Here is a 14,498-nt window from a genome sequence, read left to right as displayed (position 1 = left end):
CCTCGCCGGTTACGCTGGTTTGTAAGTTCGTGGACAACTACTATTCTCGTTAAGCGCAGCAATTCAAATAATGACCGAAAGACAGCGATGCAATCCGTGGCGGCGCACCCTTTTCAACGACGGTCGAAGACTCGCCGTTCATGTCCTGCTGTCAAGGAAAATGCCAATAATTCCTAAGCTTAGCAGGGAATTGTAAAAATCGGTGACAACCTCGCTTTTTGCCGCTGATGTTAGCAAATTTGCGCGGCCGGAATATCGCTGTTATGTTCGGATTACGGGACGTCAAGCCGCGGATTGGCCGGCCTGAAGGCGAAGCCGGCGGAACCCGCAGCGGGCGGATTGGCCGCGGCAAATCCGCCTCAAAGGCTTGTCATGTGCGGCTCTTCGCGATGTTGCCTTGAAAATGCATTATGCTCACGCGATCGATAGGCTTATGATGCAAGGCTTGGCGCTTGATCGGCGCACGGAAGCATTGCCGCCGTTGCAGGTACGCAATAGTTATCAATAGCAAGGTTTTTCCTAATAGACAGATGCAACGTTTTAGCTCTTCGGGACGCCCCAAGGCGACTGCCGCCAACGCCGCGACCACACCCGACGACGACGCCGGCGCCGCCGAAGAACAGGTCTACCTCGGGCGCCAGCCCATCCTGGACGGCCGCGGCGCGCTGATCGCGTTCGAGCTGCTGTTTCGTTCCAGCCTGGCCAACTTCGCCGTCGTCACGAACGACGCCGAGGCCACGGCGCACGTGATTTCACGCATCTTCGGCGACGTCGGCATCCACGCGGCGCTAGGCGGACACACCGGCTACGTGAATGTCGACCGGACGATGCTGATGTCCGACATTATCGAACTGCTGCCGCCCGAGCGCTTCGTGCTGGAAATTCTCGAAACGGTGGAATTCGATCAGGCGCTGCTCGATCGTTGCCAGGCGTTGCGCAGCCTGGGTTTTCGTTGCGCTCTGGACGACGTCTCGCGCCTGTCGCCCCGCTTCGAGGAAATTCTCCCGTATATCGACATCGTCAAAATCGACTTCCTGCAGTGCCCCCGCGACGAGATCGAGGCGCTCGTCAAGGTGGTCAAGCAGCACGGCAAAGCCCTGCTGGCGGAAAAAATCGAAACCCTGGAAGACCATGAAATTGCGATGCGCATGGGTTTCGAGATGTTCCAGGGCTATTACTTCGCCAAGCCTCAAGTACTCTCCTCGCGCAAAACCAACGCCTCGCGCACCGCCCTGTTGCGACTGCTGGTGCTGCTCAGCGGCGAGCCGAGCATCGCCGAAATCGAAGCCGAGCTCAAGGCGCATCCGGATCTGGTCGTCAAGCTGCTGCGCCTGCTCAACTCCAGCGCCGTCGGCCTGACGCGAACGATTTCATCCCTGCATACCGCGATTCTCGTCATTGGCACGCGCCAGGTCGCGCGCTGGGCGCAAATGCTGCTGTTCGTCGACGGCAACCAACTCAATCTGCGCGCCGATCCGTTGGCCGAGCTGTGCGGCACACGGGCGCGGTTCATGGAACTGACCGCCAACCGCATTCGACCGAACGACGGACGCTTTAGTGACACCGCCTTCATCACCGGCGTGCTCTCGCTGATCTACGTCCTCTATGGTGAGGCAACCAGCGATGTCGTGCAGCGTCTGCCGATCGACGCCAACATCCGGCGCGCCGTGCTCAACCGCGAGGGGGAACTCGGCCTATTGCTCAACGCTGCCGAGGCGACCGAATCCGGCGATTACGACGCCATGTCCGCCGCTTGCGAGCCGCTGCCCGCGCTCAAGGCCGACGACCTCGCCGCGATCGGCCTGGCGGCCGGGGCCTGGTACAACTACTCGGTTTCGCCACCCCGCAAGGACGGTGAAACCACCAGCGCCTGACTCTTTTCTCGCGTCATTATTGCCAAAAATGAAATGACCCATTGAGCTGGCGGCCGTTTTTCTTCAACCAGCGGCGCAATAGACTGATCCTGTCGACGATGAAAACACATCGCCCCCTTTTGAATAGACAGGAGAATGATCATGAAACGCAATCTTTTGGCCGCCGCCTTGCTGTCCGCTTTGCTCGCCGGTGCCGCCGGCTCCGCAATGGCCAGCGATGCTTACCCCGATGGTTCGCAACTGGCCGGCATCCCCGCGGCCTCGGTACTCAGCCGCGCGCAGGTCAAGGCTGAACTGACGCAGGCACAGGCCCAAGGTCTGCTGGTATCGAGCGACGCCGTCTACCCGCACTCGACCGACCAAGGCCCTGGCAAACCCCGTGCAGCCGTCAAGGTCGAACTCGCTCAGGCGCGCGCGGCCGGCGTGCTGGAACAAAACGACGTCGTGTATCCACGCGCCATGGCGGTAGCGCAACCCGCTGCGCTTGCACAGAACGGCGCGCTGACGGTCGCCAGCATCGATCACGGCAGCATCTCGCCGCAACCCTGATGCAGCGCCGTCGCGGCTTTCGCGACACCCCGACAGGCCAGCGCCTGTGCTCACGCGGGGTCTCCCCCCGCATGAGACCACCCCCACCCGCCAGCGGTGGGGGTTTTTGTTAGGCATTCCGTCGATCCAATACGCATCACCGGTAAAGCCTGATTGCGCAGTGAGGTATTCCGTGGTGATATATCACTTCCGGCAGAATTGCCGCGGCATGCGGCCCCTACCCCCGTGAATATCGCAATCGAAGACGCCGTTGCCTTGCTGCATGAAACTCCCGACGGTACCCTGGCCACCCACTCAGCCACGTTACCTGGCTATCCGTATGCCACCGGCGTACCGTATGTCACCGATGCGCACCATCGCCCGGTGCTGTGCATCAGCAGACTGGCCGAACATACCAAGAACTTGCTGGCCGATCCGCGCGCCAGTCTATTCGTCGCGCACCCCGGCGCAGCCGACGTGCAAGCGGCCCCGCGACTGACGCTCACGGGTGAAGTGGAACCCTTCGAACCGCCGCTCGATTTTCTGGAACGCTATCTGCGCTATCAGCCGGGTGCGCGAGAACTGCTCGCGCTGGATTTCATTTTCGTGCGGCTCAATCCACTCCAGACGAGAGTCATCGAAGGCGTCGGCCGCATGGGCTGGCTATCACGCGACGACTGGGCCGCATTGCCGGTAGTGACTCACAGCGAAGAAGCGGCACTGGTGAATCTCGCGAAGCCACACATGCCGCCCGACGTGCGGTTGCTTGGCATCGACTGCTACGGCATTGACCTGATCATTCAGGGACAACGAACCCGCCACCGTTTTGCCGGCGGAGCGCGGCATGCCGATGCGCTTGCCGAAGCCATCGAACAGGTCGCCCCGACACTCGGCGCCTGATGCGCCGGCGCCGGTTCGACACAGTGCCCGCAACCAAGGCCCGCCTGGCGAGTCCAACCGTCGAACTGGAGAGCAATCATGATCAAACTGCTGACGGCTATGACGTTGACGGCTTTACTGGCCGGTTGCGTGGTCGCACCGCCTTACGGATACTATGCCCCGGCCCCCGCCTACGGGTATGGCTATAATTATTACGATAATTACTATTACGGTCCGCCGACCGTGACCTTCGGCGTCGGTTTCGGTGGCGGTTGGCACCATCGGGGCGATTGGCACCATTGATGACAGGTGCCAACAGGCAGGCCACGCGCCATCGCGTGGCCGCTCGCCGGTCTCAGTCGCGCCCCGGGAGCAAGGAGAGAAACTCCCGGCGCAGCGCCTGATCGCGCTGGAACGCGCCGCGCATCACACTATTGACCATCTTGGCATTGTCGTCCTTGACGCCGCGCCAGTGCATGCAGAAATGGTCTGCCTCGAGCACTATTGCCAGTCCGTCGGGTGCCAGGCGCGCCTCGAGCAAGTCGGCCAATTGCGTAATCGCCTCTTCCTGAATCTGCGGACGCGCCATGACCCAATTGACCAGCCGCGCGTATTTCGACAGACCGATCAGATTCGAGTTTTCGTCCGGCATCACGCCGACCCACACACGCCCCATGATCGGGCACAGGTGATGCGAACAGGCGCTGCGCACACTGATCGGGCCGATGATCATCAGCTCGCTCAAACGCTCGACATTGGGAAACTCAGTCACGGCGGGCGCCGTTTCATAGCGGCCGGCAAACACCTCCCGCACGAACATCTTGGCTACCCGGCGCGCGGTATCACGCGAGTTATGGTCGTTCTCGACATCGATGACCAGTGAGCGCAGCACGCCTTGCAGCTTGTCCGCAACCTCCTGTTGCAACGCGTCGAGTTCACCTTCGCGAAGATAGGCCGAGATATTGTCGTTGGCGTGAAAGCGCGTTCCCGCGCTCATCAGCCGTTGACGTATGCGCTGCGACAGGGGGATGCCGTCGCAGACTTCGCCGGCGACGGAGGGAGGTTGCACCATGAGATCCATAACCAGGCTCCTGGGTGAGTTGAGCACGGCGCGCAAACCGCGCGTCGCGCTGATTCATGCGCCGCCAGGCGCGGGATTGCCATGTCCGGCGGCGATTTGTTCCAAGGCACTCTCAAACGCGTGCCGCGCGTGATTCGCTATATCGCCCAGCAGTCGATGCAAAACCCGATCGACAGGGGAGTCGTTTGCACAATTATCGCTGTATGTCTCGAACGCATCGAGCTGCATGATCAGATCGACGATATGGCGCGGGCACTCGCACGCGATCGACGCGGCGCCACCGGACAGCATCGCAAGGTGGCGATCGTCAAAACGGCGACGCAAGCGCTCGCTGCCCAGCGACACGGCCCGATCGCGCTCGCACTCGCGACGCATATCGCTCAACAACTGCCGCAATTCGGTCCGATTACCGGGGCGACGGTAGACGCGCACGCCGGCAAGCTGCAGCGAAGCGGCCGCGCCGTTCGAGCCAAATGGGTAAATCACCGCTGCAGCGCGAAATCCGCCGCCGTGCGTCATCCGCAGGACCTGCTCGGCCGTCTCGTCCCACAGCCCCGGCACTTCGACCAGCAAAACCTGGGCATTGACGCTCGCGCCTCGGGCGCGCGCCGCCTCGAAGTCCCCGATGGACGGGTAGGTGGCTCGCACCTGCAACCCATGCAGGCCAAGTTCGCCGGCATACTCTTCCAGCCTTTCGGGCAGTACGTCACCGATCACCGCGAGACCAAGTACCACCGACTCATCGTCCGCGCGGGCGCGAATGGCGCGCTGGCTGTTGGATGCCTCGAGCTCCGCGAGCTGTTGCTCGTCGAGCTTGGCTATCGACCCGATCGCGTAACCGCGATCGACCAGCGCCTTGATTCGCACCAGGCGCCGAACATCGTCTTCCGAATAGAGGCGCTGGCCGGACGCCGTGGTCGGTGGCGCAACGATACCGTACCGGCGCTCCCAGATGCGCAGGGTCGTCACCGGCATGCCGGCCAGGCGCGCAGCCTTGCCACTTCGATAACCGCGCGTCCTTTCAGTGACCGCCGTTTTGGTTCGTTCCATCGCGATTGCTAACTTTGTGAGCCCTCTAGTGCCCGCAGACTATCAATTTCGTTTCATCGTGTCAACGATAATTCGATACAAAATGTGGACATATGAATTGTTCGCCTCCCGTCTCCGAGCGATTAAAACAGGCTATCTTCAAGATAAATATAATCAATTTCAAATTCGCAAATAACTTACGTTATCTGACTCTCACCAATCTTATGTGTTGACTCATATTTTATGGAGTCATGAATTCAATTTCATCAATTTGCGATACACTTGCATCGCATTACCCGCGGCCATCCGGCTCGCGTCCCTCATTGACCCAGTCCACCTCGTTTTATGCCTTCGACACCCGTTTTTGCCGTGATCGGCGCCGGCATGGCCGGCATGAGTTGCGCCACTGAACTGCAAGCGGCAGGCGTTGGCGTATGTGTTTTCGACAAAAGCCGCGGCGTGGGCGGGCGCATGAGCGCACGGCGCGAGGGCACCGGCCAGTGGGATCATGGCGCCCAGTATTTCACGGCGAGCACCCCCGAATTCACGCAACAGGTCGAGCGCTGGCTTGCCGCTGGCGTGTTGGCGCAATGGCAACCGCAACTGGCGATCATCCCGGCGCGAACCGACGCATCGTCGCCACACCCGCGGCGCTATGTCGGCGTACCCGCCATGAACGCGCCGGCGCGACACCTGGCGACACGGTTGCCGATCGAGTGCCTGCGCACCGTCGATGCGATACGGCGCGATGCACAAGTGTGGCAAATTCACAGCGCGGAACGGGGCTGGCACGAGCAGGGATTCGCCGGCGTGGTACTTGCCATGCCCGCGCCGCAAGCCGCCGACCTGCTGCGACCCGCGGCGCCCGAGCTTGCCGCAAAGGCCGGCGCCGTCGTCATGACACCCTGCTGGGCCGCCATGCTGCAGTATGAAAACGCGCTGTCTTTGCCATTCGATGCGGCTTTCGTCAATCAGGGCCCGCTGCGCTGGGTGGCGCGCAATGCCAGCAAGCCGGGCCGCAACGCCAATCACTGCTGGGTTTTGCATGCGTCGGCCGAATGGAGCACCGCGCACGAGGACGACTCGCCAGACACTGTACTGCGCGCGTTACTGCAGGCCTTCAGCGAACTGGGCGCACCGCCGCCGATCGTTGCGCGCATTCACCGCTGGCGCTATGCCAACCTGCCCACCGCCGAAACTGCCGTCGCGCCGGGCATGCAGTGGCACGCCGACCTGGGTCTCGGCATGTGCGGGGACTGGTTGCACGGCGGCAAGGTAGAAGGCGCCTGGCTAAGCGGCCGCGCGCTGGGCCGCGCCATCGCGGCGTCGCCTCGCGCGACACATCATGCGGCGACCGCAAGCGGGTCTTGAGCCGGGCTTGGCCACACCGAAAGAGCAGGTCGGCTTGGGAACCAGGCTGCCCCCCCCAGGCGGCCCGGTTCAGTCCTCGTCGCCCTGCTGCCGGACATGCCCGCGCACGAAGTCGATATGCGCCTGCATCGCCGTTCTGGCCTCTTCCGGACGCCGCTCGCAGATCTCCTCGCAAATGGTGCGATGCTGTTGCAGCAGGAGATCCGACGCGCCCACGTCTTCCTCTCGCACGCCCATGCCGTTGGTCGTGATGTGCTCGCGCAACAGGCCAATGACGCTGGTGTGCAGATGCAGGAACATCGCATTGTGGGACGCAAGCGCGATCGCGTCGTGAAATCTGGCGTCCGCCTTCGCTTCCGCCGTCATGTCGCCCAAGGCGCGCGCCGACTCGAGCACGCGCATTTGCTTCAGAATTCGCTCGCGATCATCGGCATCGGCCCGCAACGCCGCGAAATAAGCGGTCGCCCCCTCGAGCACGCGGCGGAACTCGAGAATGTCGCCGCATAGCACGGGATGATCGGCGACCAGTTGCCCCCACGGCGACGCAATGCCGGTGCGCAAGCGATCCGATACGAACACCCCCGCGCCCCGCCGGCTGTGCAGCAGGCCGCGGGCGGCGAGCCGCTGGATCGCCTCGCGAATCGTGTTGCGCGCGACCCCGTATTGCTGCGCCAGTTCGCGCTCGGCCGGCAAGCGCGCGCCGGCCGGCCATGATCCGTCGAGCAGCGCCGTCTCGATCTGGCGCATCACGGACTCGGTCCGGTTGACGTGTCTCGTGATAGCCATCGCCACTGCCTCCCCTAATGCACCTTGAGTCAATTGGTCCAACCAATTTCCCTTACCCAGTGATATTTCGCAGTATATCGCTCACCGCAAGTCGTGGGTGTGCCTCATATTTTCCATTGCAATCAGCGTATCGCGCAGTAGCCGGCATTGACAGCCTGAGCGAAATACAAGTCCGTTCGACGTTGGTCCAACCAAATTGAAATCGCTAACCAACGCGACAATCATAGGTCGACATGCCGGCTCGCACGCCAGGCGTGCGTCAGTTCATGGAGGAGCCAGACATGCCGGAAAGAACCTACCCGAAGGCCGCGCCATCACACGTCTACTTGTTCGCGACTTGCCTGGTCGACCTGTTTGTCCCCGCGGCAGGCATGGACGCTGTGCGGTTGCTGGAGCGCGAGCATTTGACGGTGCACTACCCGCGCGGCCAAAGCTGCTGCGGGCAGCCCGCGTACAGCAGCGGCAATCCGGACGAGGCGCGGCGCGTGGCCGCCGCCCAGCTCGACCTGTTTGCCGAATCCTGGCCGGTGATCGTGCCGTCGGGCTCCTGCGCCGGCATGATGCGCCACCACTGGCCGGCCTTGTTCGCCGATGATCCAGTCAATGGTCCAAAGGCGCGCGAAATCGCATCACGCGTGTATGAACTCGCCGAGTTTCTCGTCAACATCCTGCACATTCGGTTCGATACCCTGCCGCACGATGCCGCCTCGCCGGACGAGCGCGTGGTGCTGCACACCTCGTGCGCGGCGCGCCGCGAAATGGGCACGCGCGGACATGGCGTGGCGCTGGTCGATGCGCTGCCCGGCGTGACTCGTATCGAACACGAGCGCGAATCGGAATGCTGCGGTTTCGGCGGCACGTTCTCATTGAAGCATCCCGATATTTCGGGCGCGATGGTGCGCGACAAGGTCGCGTCGGCTTGCGCCACGGGCTGCGACCGGCTCGTGTCGGCCGATTGCGGTTGCCTGCTGAACATCGGGCATGCGGCGGCCAAACAGGGCGCGCCGCTGCACGTCGAGCATCTCGCGACATTCCTCTGGCGCCGCACGGCTGATGCGACCGCGCCGCTGGGGACGCCGCAATGAGCGCGCGCGACGCCATCCTGGCGCGGCTGCGCGCCGCTGCGCCGCGCGCTGTTGCGACCGACGCCCGAGCGCTGGACGAGGCGATCGACCGGCATTACGACGCCCGACGCGCGGCGCCGGCCGCCGACTCGCTCACCGCCGCACAGACCATGCTGGGCGCGCTGACCGCATTGCACGCCGACGCATGGTGCGCCGATGCCGCGACATGGCCCGCGCAATTGGCGCAGCGCCTGGCCGCAGCCGGCGTGCGCCGTTTGCTGCTCGACCCGGCCCGCCCGGAGGCAGCGGCGCTGATCGGCGCCCTGCCGCCTGCCATCGAGGCAGTCGATTTCGCTCAGCCAATCGAAGCATGGAAGCGCGATCTATTCGACACTTTCGACGCCGGGTTCACGGTCGCCCGCGCCGGCATCGCGGCAACCGGCACGCTCGTCATCGCGCCCGACGGCGGCACGCCGCGCACCGTATCGCTGGTGCCGCCGCTGCACGTTGCCGTCGTGCATGCGCATACGCTGCACGCCGACCTGCACGAGCTTGTGCGCGCCGAACAATGGCAGACCGGCATGCCGAGCAATCTCGCGCTGGTCTCCGGCCCCTCGAAGACATCCGACATCCAGCAAACGACCGCCTATGGCGCGCACGGACCGCGCCGCCTGTGGGTCGTCATCATCACCGACACGCAAGGAACGACGTCATGAGCGCACAGCCGATGCATTTCGTCGCGCCAGGCGACTTCAAACAACGCGCGCGCGCCGCGCTCAATGACCCGAAGCTGCGCGCGAGCTTTCGCGGCGCCATGGATTTCCTGCAAGGCAAGCGAGCCAGCCAATTTCCCGACAGCGAAGAGCTGGAGCGACTGCGCGATCTCGGCGAGGCGGTTCGCCAGCACGCGCTGGCGCGACTGCCCGAGCTGCTCGAGCAGCTCGAGGCAAATCTCAGCGCCGCTGGCGTGCACGTGCACTGGGCCGCCACGGCCGCCGAAGCCAACGAGATCGTGCTGGGTATCGCGCAGGCGGCCGGCGCGCGGCGCGTGATCAAAGGCAAGTCGATGGCCAGCGAGGAAATCGAACTCAATCATTACCTCGCCGAACGCGGCATCGATTGCGTCGAGTCCGACATGGGCGAATACATCGTCCAGTTGGCCGGCGAGAAGCCCTCGCATATCGTGATGCCCGCGATCCACAAGACACGCAGCGACATCGCCGCGCTGTTCGAGCAGCGCATTCCCGAGACGCGCTACACGGAAGACGTCGATGAACTGATCCAGACCGGCCGGCGCGCGCTGCGCAACGCGTTTATCGAGGCCGATATCGGCCTATCGGGCGTGAACTTCGCGGCGGCCGATACCGGCACGCTGTGGCTGGTCGAGAACGAAGGCAACGGACGCCTTTCGACCACGGTGCCCGACACTCATATCGCCATCATGGGCATCGAGAAGGTCGTCGCGAAGCTCGAGCATATCGTGCCGCTGTCGAGCCTGTTGACGCGCTCGGCCACCGGACAGGCCATCACCACTTACTTCAACCTGATCAGCGGCCCGCGGCGCGCCGGGGAGCGCGATGGCCCACGCAACGTGCACCTCGTGCTGCTCGATAACGGCCGCACGCAGGCCTACGCCGACGAACAGTTGCGCGCGACCCTGCAGTGCATTCGCTGCGGCGCGTGCATGAACCACTGCCCGGTCTACACGCGCATCGGCGGCCACGCGTATGGCACGACCTATCCGGGGCCGATCGGCAAGATCATCTCGCCGCACCTGCTCGGACTCGAAGCGACCGCCGACCTGCCAACTGCCTCCACGCTGTGCGGTGCCTGCGGCGAAGTCTGTCCGGTGCGAATTCCAATACCGCAATTGCTGATCCGACTGCGCACCGAAGCCAACCGCAACCCCGACGAACACGTCGCGCACCCGCTGCGCGGCCAGGGTGCGAATTACCGGGTCACGGAAGATCTCGTGTGGCGCTTCTGGAGCGGCGCGTTCGCGCATCCGCGCGCCTACCGCGCATTCCGCTGGCTGGCCACGCGCATGCGCGCGCTCACACCCGCCCGGCAAATGGGTTGGACCGCCAATCGCACACCGCTCAAGCCGGCCGAGCGAAGCCTGGCGGATCTGTTGCGCGAGCGAGGGCAGCCGCAATAGGTTGTGCCTGGTGGGTAGTGCCGGAAAAAGGCGTGCTGAGACGGGGCCGGTGACGCCGGTACGTGTTCATCCTCGCGCCGGCCCGCTGCCTAAGCGGGCCCGAAGCGCCAAGCCGTGGCCCTTTGATGCAGCAAGAAGTCAAACCAGCAGGATGTCCGTCGAACACGACCCGGCGAGTCTGGACGGAAAGCGGCGAGAACGCTTGAGAAATTTACTTGGCGGAGAGAGGGGGATTCGAACCCCCGATAGGCTATTAACCTATACACGCTTTCCAGGCGTGCGACTTAAACCGCTCATCCATCTCTCCTGAAGGGAGCGCATTATACCAAACTCATTAGCCGTCGGCGGATTTTATGCGGCCATATTCATGGCTCGCGCAAATAGTTCACGAGTTGGCGGGTGCGTTGGTCGGGACGCGGGCTCAGCAGGCTCACCAGAATCGCCGCGGCAAAGCCTGCCGGTATGCCGAAGGTGCCCGCGCTGATCGGGTCGACGCCGAACCAGCGGGCGCCGGTGAACCCCGTCAAGCGGGTAAAGAACGGATAGGTGGCAACGATGTAATACACGCAAACGCCGAGCCCGGCGAGCATGCCGGCGATGGCGCCGGCGCGCGTGACGCGGCGCCAGAAGACACCGAGCACCAGCACCGGAAAGAGGCTGGAGGCGGCCAGCGAGAACGCTGCGCCGACGAGAAACAGGATATTGCCGAGTTGGAGCGAAGTCACATACGCGGCGAACAGGGCCACGCACAGCACGAGCAGCTTTGAGGCGGTAACGCGCTTTTGCGCGCTCGCATGACGATCGAGCATATGGAAGTAGACGTCGTGCGAGAGCGCGTTGGCGATGGTCAGCAGCAGACCATCGGCGGTCGAGAGCACGGCTGCCAGCGCGCCGGCGGCAATCAGGCCGGAGATCACATACGGCAAGCCGGCGATCTCGGGCGCGGCCAGCACGAGCATGTCGGGATGCATCCAGATCTCGCCCCATTGGACTACACCGTCGCGATAGACATCGCTGATTTCGAGTTGCGCCGGCACGACTTTTTGCCATTGCGACACCCATGCCGGGAGGTTGTCGTAGCGCTGCCCGACGAGGTGCGTGAGCACGTCGTACTTGAGCAGGACGGCCAGGACCGGAGCGCTGATATAGAGCAGGACGACGAAGAACAGCGTCCAGCCGACCGAGCTGCGTGCCGCCGCGACGCCGGTGGTGGTGTTGTAGCGCGTGAGGATATGCGGCAGGCTGGCCGTGCCGACCATCAGGCACAGCATCAACAGCAGGAAGTTCAAGCGCTTGGCCTCTCGCGCGGCCGCCTCCGTCGCGGCGAATGGCACGGTCATCGATTGCGGCACCTGGGAGCGGGCCTGATAGTCGTTGCGCCTGGCCGTCCACAGGTCGCGTGCCTCATGCACGTTGCGCGGATAGGTCTGCAGCTTGTCCTCGACCGCCTTGACCTCGCGCAGCGCGGCGTTGCGTTGCCGCAATGCGCGCAACTGCTGGCGCAGTGCGGTCTTGCCTTGCGTGTAGCTGTCCGGCAGGCCATCGAGTTGCCGCTGCATTTGAATGGCCAATTGCCGGTAGTGATCGCGCACGGCCTGCTCCGGCGCCTGCGCGTCGAGCGTGTGCTCGATTTGCTCGACGCGCGCGAGCACTTTGCCGTAGCTCAGTTGCGGCAGCCAGCCGGTGCCGGTCTGGTGGCCAACCAGCGCGGTGGTCACCAGAAAGGCAACGATCATGATGATGTATTGCGCCACCTGCGTCCACGTCACCGCTCGCATGCCGCCGAGAAAGGAACACACCAGGATGCCCGCCAGCCCGAAGAAGATGCCGATCGAGAAATCGACGCCGATAAAGCGGGCGGCAATCAGTCCGACGCCCTGGATCTGTGCCACCAGGTAGACGAACGAGCACAGGATGGTGGAGAAAACGCCGAGGCCGCGCACGACGTTGCTGTCATAGCGCGTGCCGAGAAAGTCCGGCAGCGTGTAGCGGCCGAGCTTGCGCAGATAGGGCGCCAGCAGAAACGCGACCAGGCAGTAGCCGCCGGTCCACCCCATCACGTAGGCCAGCCCATCGAAACCCGAGACATAGAGCGAGCCGGCCAGCCCCATGAAGGATGCCGCGCTCATCCAGTCCGCGGCACACGCCATGCCGTTGAACACCGGTGGCACGCGCCGGCCCGCGACGTAGTACTCGACCGGATCGGAGGTGCGGGCCACCAGCCCGATGATCGCGTAAATGGCGATGGTGACGAACAGGAACACATAGCCGACCCACACGCCCGCCCCGTAGGTCTGCTCGAGCAGCCCCACCATGACGACAAAGGCAACGAAGCCCGCCGTGTAATAGAGGTAATAGCGTGTCAGGCGGCGCGTCAGGCTCATCGCGCCTCACGCCCGTCGGTGATTGCCGCGCCGTTGCGCGCGCACGCCTCCAGCGCAGCCAAGGCACGCTTGAAGTGCGCATCGTTGTGGCGCTGGCCAATCGCATAACAGACGATCAGCAGCAGATAGACCAGCATCGCGCCCTGCGCACCCATGTAAAACGGTAGCGGCCAGCCGAAGCAACGCAGGCTGGACAATTCGGGCGCCCAGTACACCGGCACGAAGGTCGCCGCGAATCCGACCAGCATCAGCACCGCGATCAGCGCGAGATTGCGCCGCCAATAGGCCGCCGCCAGCCGTGCCCGGCGCTCGGCCACAGCAGCCAGATCAGCGGGCATGGCGGTCGGATTCATGCATCAAGACAAGGAAATCGGCCCCGCAAGCGGGGCCGTGACGTGAGAATGCTCAAACGCCGCGCCAACTCATTGCGACTGCTTGAGTTGCTCGAGGATGGCCGGATTTTCCAGGGTGGAAGTGTCCTGGGTGATCTCCTCGCCCTTGGCGATCACGCGCAGCAGGCGCCGCATGATCTTGCCCGAGCGGGTCTTCGGCAAGTTCTCGCCAAAACGGATGTCGCGCGGCTTGGCGATCGGCCCGATCTCCTTGGCCACCCAGTTGCGCAGATCGGTGGCGATCTGCCTGGCCTCCTCGCCGGTCGGACGCGTGCGCTTGAGCACCACGAACGCGACCACCGCCTCGCCCGTCGTGTCGTCCGGGCGCCCCACCACGGCCGCCTCGGCCACCAGCGGATTGGCCACCAGCGCCGACTCGATCTCCATCGTGCCCAGCCGGTGCCCCGAGACATTGAGCACGTCGTCGATACGGCCCATGATGGTGAAGTAGCCGGTCTGGCGATCACGAATCGCGCCATCGCCGGCCAGATAGATCTTGCCCCCCAGCTCCGCCGGGAAGTAGCTGTTCTTGAAGCGCTCCGGATCGCCCCAGATGGTGCGCAACAGCCCCGGCCACGGCCGCTTGATCACTAGCATGCCGCCCTGCCCGTTCGGTACGTCCTGCCCCGTCTCGTCGACGATCGCCGCGGCCACCCCGGGCAACGGTAAAGTGCACGAGCCCGGCACCTGCGGCGTGACCCCCGGCAGCGGCGCGATCACATGCCCGCCGGTCTCCGTCTGCCACCATGTATCGACGATCGGGCAACGCTCGCCGCCGACATTCTTGTAGTACCACATCCACGCTTCCGGATTGATCGGCTCGCCCACCGAACCCAGAATGCGCAGCGACGACAGGTCGTACTGGGTCGGGTAGATGCTCTTGTCCGACTCCGCCGCCTTGATCAGCGAGCGGATCGCCGTGGGCGCGGTGTAGAAGATCGACACCTTGTGG

At 63.9% G+C, this 14,498-nt stretch carries 14 protein-coding genes, 1 tRNA gene and 1 pseudogene; 9 read left to right on the top strand and 7 right to left on the bottom strand.

Features of this window, described 5'->3' with window-relative positions; all coding sequences use genetic code 11:
• Positions 1-530: 530 nt before the first annotated feature.
• The 4 genes from EPN80_RS05500 to EPN80_RS05485 all read left to right on the top strand — a co-directional run bounded on the left by EPN80_RS05500 (position 531) and on the right by EPN80_RS05485 (position 3,584).
• Positions 531-1,874 (top strand): EAL domain-containing protein, encoded by a 1,344-nt coding sequence (locus EPN80_RS05500; protein WP_293024604.1) that lies wholly within the window; start codon positions 531-533, stop codon positions 1,872-1,874.
• A gap of 141 nt (positions 1,875-2,015) precedes the next feature.
• The gene (locus tag EPN80_RS05495) at positions 2,016-2,423 is read left to right on the top strand and encodes a DUF4148 domain-containing protein (protein WP_293024602.1); all 408 of its coding nucleotides are present in this window, start codon (positions 2,016-2,018) and stop codon (positions 2,421-2,423) included.
• Positions 2,424-2,648: 225 nt separating this feature from the next.
• Positions 2,649-3,302 carry a HugZ family protein gene (locus EPN80_RS05490; protein WP_293024600.1) on the top strand — a complete coding sequence of 218 codons (654 nt, stop codon included), beginning with the start codon at positions 2,649-2,651 and terminating at the stop codon, positions 3,300-3,302.
• Positions 3,303-3,380: 78 nt separating this feature from the next.
• Positions 3,381-3,584 (top strand): hypothetical protein, encoded by a 204-nt coding sequence (locus EPN80_RS05485; protein ID WP_293024598.1) that lies wholly within the window; start codon positions 3,381-3,383, stop codon positions 3,582-3,584.
• Positions 3,585-3,636: 52 nt separating this feature from the next.
• On the opposite strand, the gene folE is transcribed toward EPN80_RS05485, so the two are convergent.
• The gene (gene folE / locus EPN80_RS05480) at positions 3,637-4,362 is read right to left on the bottom strand and encodes a GTP cyclohydrolase I (protein ID WP_293024596.1); all 726 of its coding nucleotides are present in this window, start codon (positions 4,360-4,362) and stop codon (positions 3,637-3,639) included.
• Positions 4,363-4,843: 481 nt separating this feature from the next.
• Between folE and EPN80_RS21095 the strand changes: the two genes are divergently transcribed.
• On the top strand, positions 4,844-4,999 hold the full coding sequence (locus tag EPN80_RS21095) for a CxxxxCH/CxxCH domain-containing protein (protein WP_366468252.1): 156 nt from the start codon (positions 4,844-4,846) through the stop codon (positions 4,997-4,999).
• Positions 5,000-5,178: 179 nt separating this feature from the next.
• Here the strand turns inward: EPN80_RS21095 and EPN80_RS21090 are convergent.
• Positions 5,179-5,412 (bottom strand): annotated as a pseudogene (locus EPN80_RS21090) (MerR family transcriptional regulator); the annotation flags it as partial.
• 324 nt (positions 5,413-5,736) lie between these two features.
• On the opposite strand from EPN80_RS21090, the gene EPN80_RS05470 reads away from it, so the two are divergent.
• Positions 5,737-6,762 (top strand): FAD-dependent oxidoreductase, encoded by a 1,026-nt coding sequence (locus EPN80_RS05470; RefSeq protein ID WP_293024592.1) that lies wholly within the window; start codon positions 5,737-5,739, stop codon positions 6,760-6,762.
• 69 nt (positions 6,763-6,831) lie between these two features.
• Here the strand turns inward: EPN80_RS05470 and EPN80_RS05465 are convergent, their stop codons facing one another.
• Entirely contained in the window at positions 6,832-7,548 is a 717-nt protein-coding gene (locus tag EPN80_RS05465; protein WP_293024590.1) for a FadR/GntR family transcriptional regulator, read from the bottom strand.
• Positions 7,549-7,829: 281 nt separating this feature from the next.
• Between EPN80_RS05465 and EPN80_RS05460 the strand changes: the two genes are divergently transcribed.
• From EPN80_RS05460 to EPN80_RS05450, 3 genes are read left to right on the top strand one after another with little or no spacing between them, the layout of a single operon-like run.
• Positions 7,830-8,633, top strand: a complete 804-nt coding sequence (locus EPN80_RS05460; protein WP_293024589.1) for a (Fe-S)-binding protein — start codon at positions 7,830-7,832, stop codon at positions 8,631-8,633.
• Complete coding sequence (locus tag EPN80_RS05455; RefSeq protein WP_293024588.1) at positions 8,630-9,328, top strand: lactate utilization protein; 699 nt, start codon at positions 8,630-8,632, stop codon at positions 9,326-9,328. The genes EPN80_RS05460 and EPN80_RS05455 overlap by 4 nt, the downstream gene beginning before the upstream one ends.
• Entirely contained in the window at positions 9,325-10,770 is a 1,446-nt protein-coding gene (locus EPN80_RS05450; protein WP_293024587.1) for a LutB/LldF family L-lactate oxidation iron-sulfur protein, read from the top strand. Before EPN80_RS05455 ends, EPN80_RS05450 begins: the two co-directional genes overlap by 4 nt.
• 216 nt (positions 10,771-10,986) lie before the next feature.
• Here EPN80_RS05450 and EPN80_RS05445 read toward each other — a convergent pair.
• The 4 genes from EPN80_RS05445 to EPN80_RS05430 form a co-directional block, all read right to left on the bottom strand.
• Positions 10,987-11,077: transfer RNA gene (locus EPN80_RS05445), tRNA-Ser, on the bottom strand.
• Positions 11,078-11,135: 58 nt separating this feature from the next.
• Positions 11,136-13,154: a sodium:solute symporter family protein gene (locus tag EPN80_RS05440; RefSeq protein ID WP_293024586.1), complete on the bottom strand. Its 2,019-nt coding sequence runs from the start codon at positions 13,152-13,154 to the stop codon at positions 11,136-11,138.
• The gene (locus tag EPN80_RS05435; protein ID WP_293024585.1) at positions 13,151-13,492 is read right to left on the bottom strand and encodes a sodium/substrate symporter small subunit; all 342 of its coding nucleotides are present in this window, start codon (positions 13,490-13,492) and stop codon (positions 13,151-13,153) included. Before EPN80_RS05435 ends, EPN80_RS05440 begins: the two co-directional genes overlap by 4 nt.
• An 84-nt stretch (positions 13,493-13,576) precedes the next feature.
• A partial coding sequence (locus tag EPN80_RS05430; RefSeq protein ID WP_293024584.1) for an AMP-binding protein occupies positions 13,577-14,498 on the bottom strand: 922 nt, incomplete at its 5' end.

Origin of the sequence: Pandoraea sp. (assembly GCF_004297875.1) — a bacterium.
Lineage (GTDB): Bacteria > Pseudomonadota > Gammaproteobacteria > Burkholderiales > Burkholderiaceae > Pandoraea.
The sequence above is the reverse complement of the archived record's forward strand: the minus strand, read 5'-3'. Positions and strand labels throughout refer to the sequence as shown.

Coding starts and splice junctions, on each gene's coding strand:
- EPN80_RS05470 (WP_293024592.1), top strand. CDS start 5,737: ATGCCTTCGACACCCGTTTTTGCCGTGATCGGCGCCGGCATGGCCGGC.
- EPN80_RS05460 (WP_293024589.1), top strand. CDS start 7,830: ATGCCGGAAAGAACCTACCCGAAGGCCGCGCCATCACACGTCTACTTG.
- EPN80_RS05435 (WP_293024585.1), bottom strand. CDS start 13,492: ATGCCCGCTGATCTGGCTGCTGTGGCCGAGCGCCGGGCACGGCTGGCG.
- EPN80_RS05465 (WP_293024590.1), bottom strand. CDS start 7,548: ATGGCTATCACGAGACACGTCAACCGGACCGAGTCCGTGATGCGCCAG.
- EPN80_RS05450 (WP_293024587.1), top strand. CDS start 9,325: ATGAGCGCACAGCCGATGCATTTCGTCGCGCCAGGCGACTTCAAACAA.
- EPN80_RS05500 (WP_293024604.1), top strand. CDS start 531: ATGCAACGTTTTAGCTCTTCGGGACGCCCCAAGGCGACTGCCGCCAAC.
- EPN80_RS05455 (WP_293024588.1), top strand. CDS start 8,630: ATGAGCGCGCGCGACGCCATCCTGGCGCGGCTGCGCGCCGCTGCGCCG.
- EPN80_RS05440 (WP_293024586.1), bottom strand. CDS start 13,154: ATGAGCCTGACGCGCCGCCTGACACGCTATTACCTCTATTACACGGCG.
- EPN80_RS05495 (WP_293024602.1), top strand. CDS start 2,016: ATGAAACGCAATCTTTTGGCCGCCGCCTTGCTGTCCGCTTTGCTCGCC.
- folE (WP_293024596.1), bottom strand. CDS start 4,362: ATGGATCTCATGGTGCAACCTCCCTCCGTCGCCGGCGAAGTCTGCGAC.
- EPN80_RS05485 (WP_293024598.1), top strand. CDS start 3,381: ATGATCAAACTGCTGACGGCTATGACGTTGACGGCTTTACTGGCCGGT.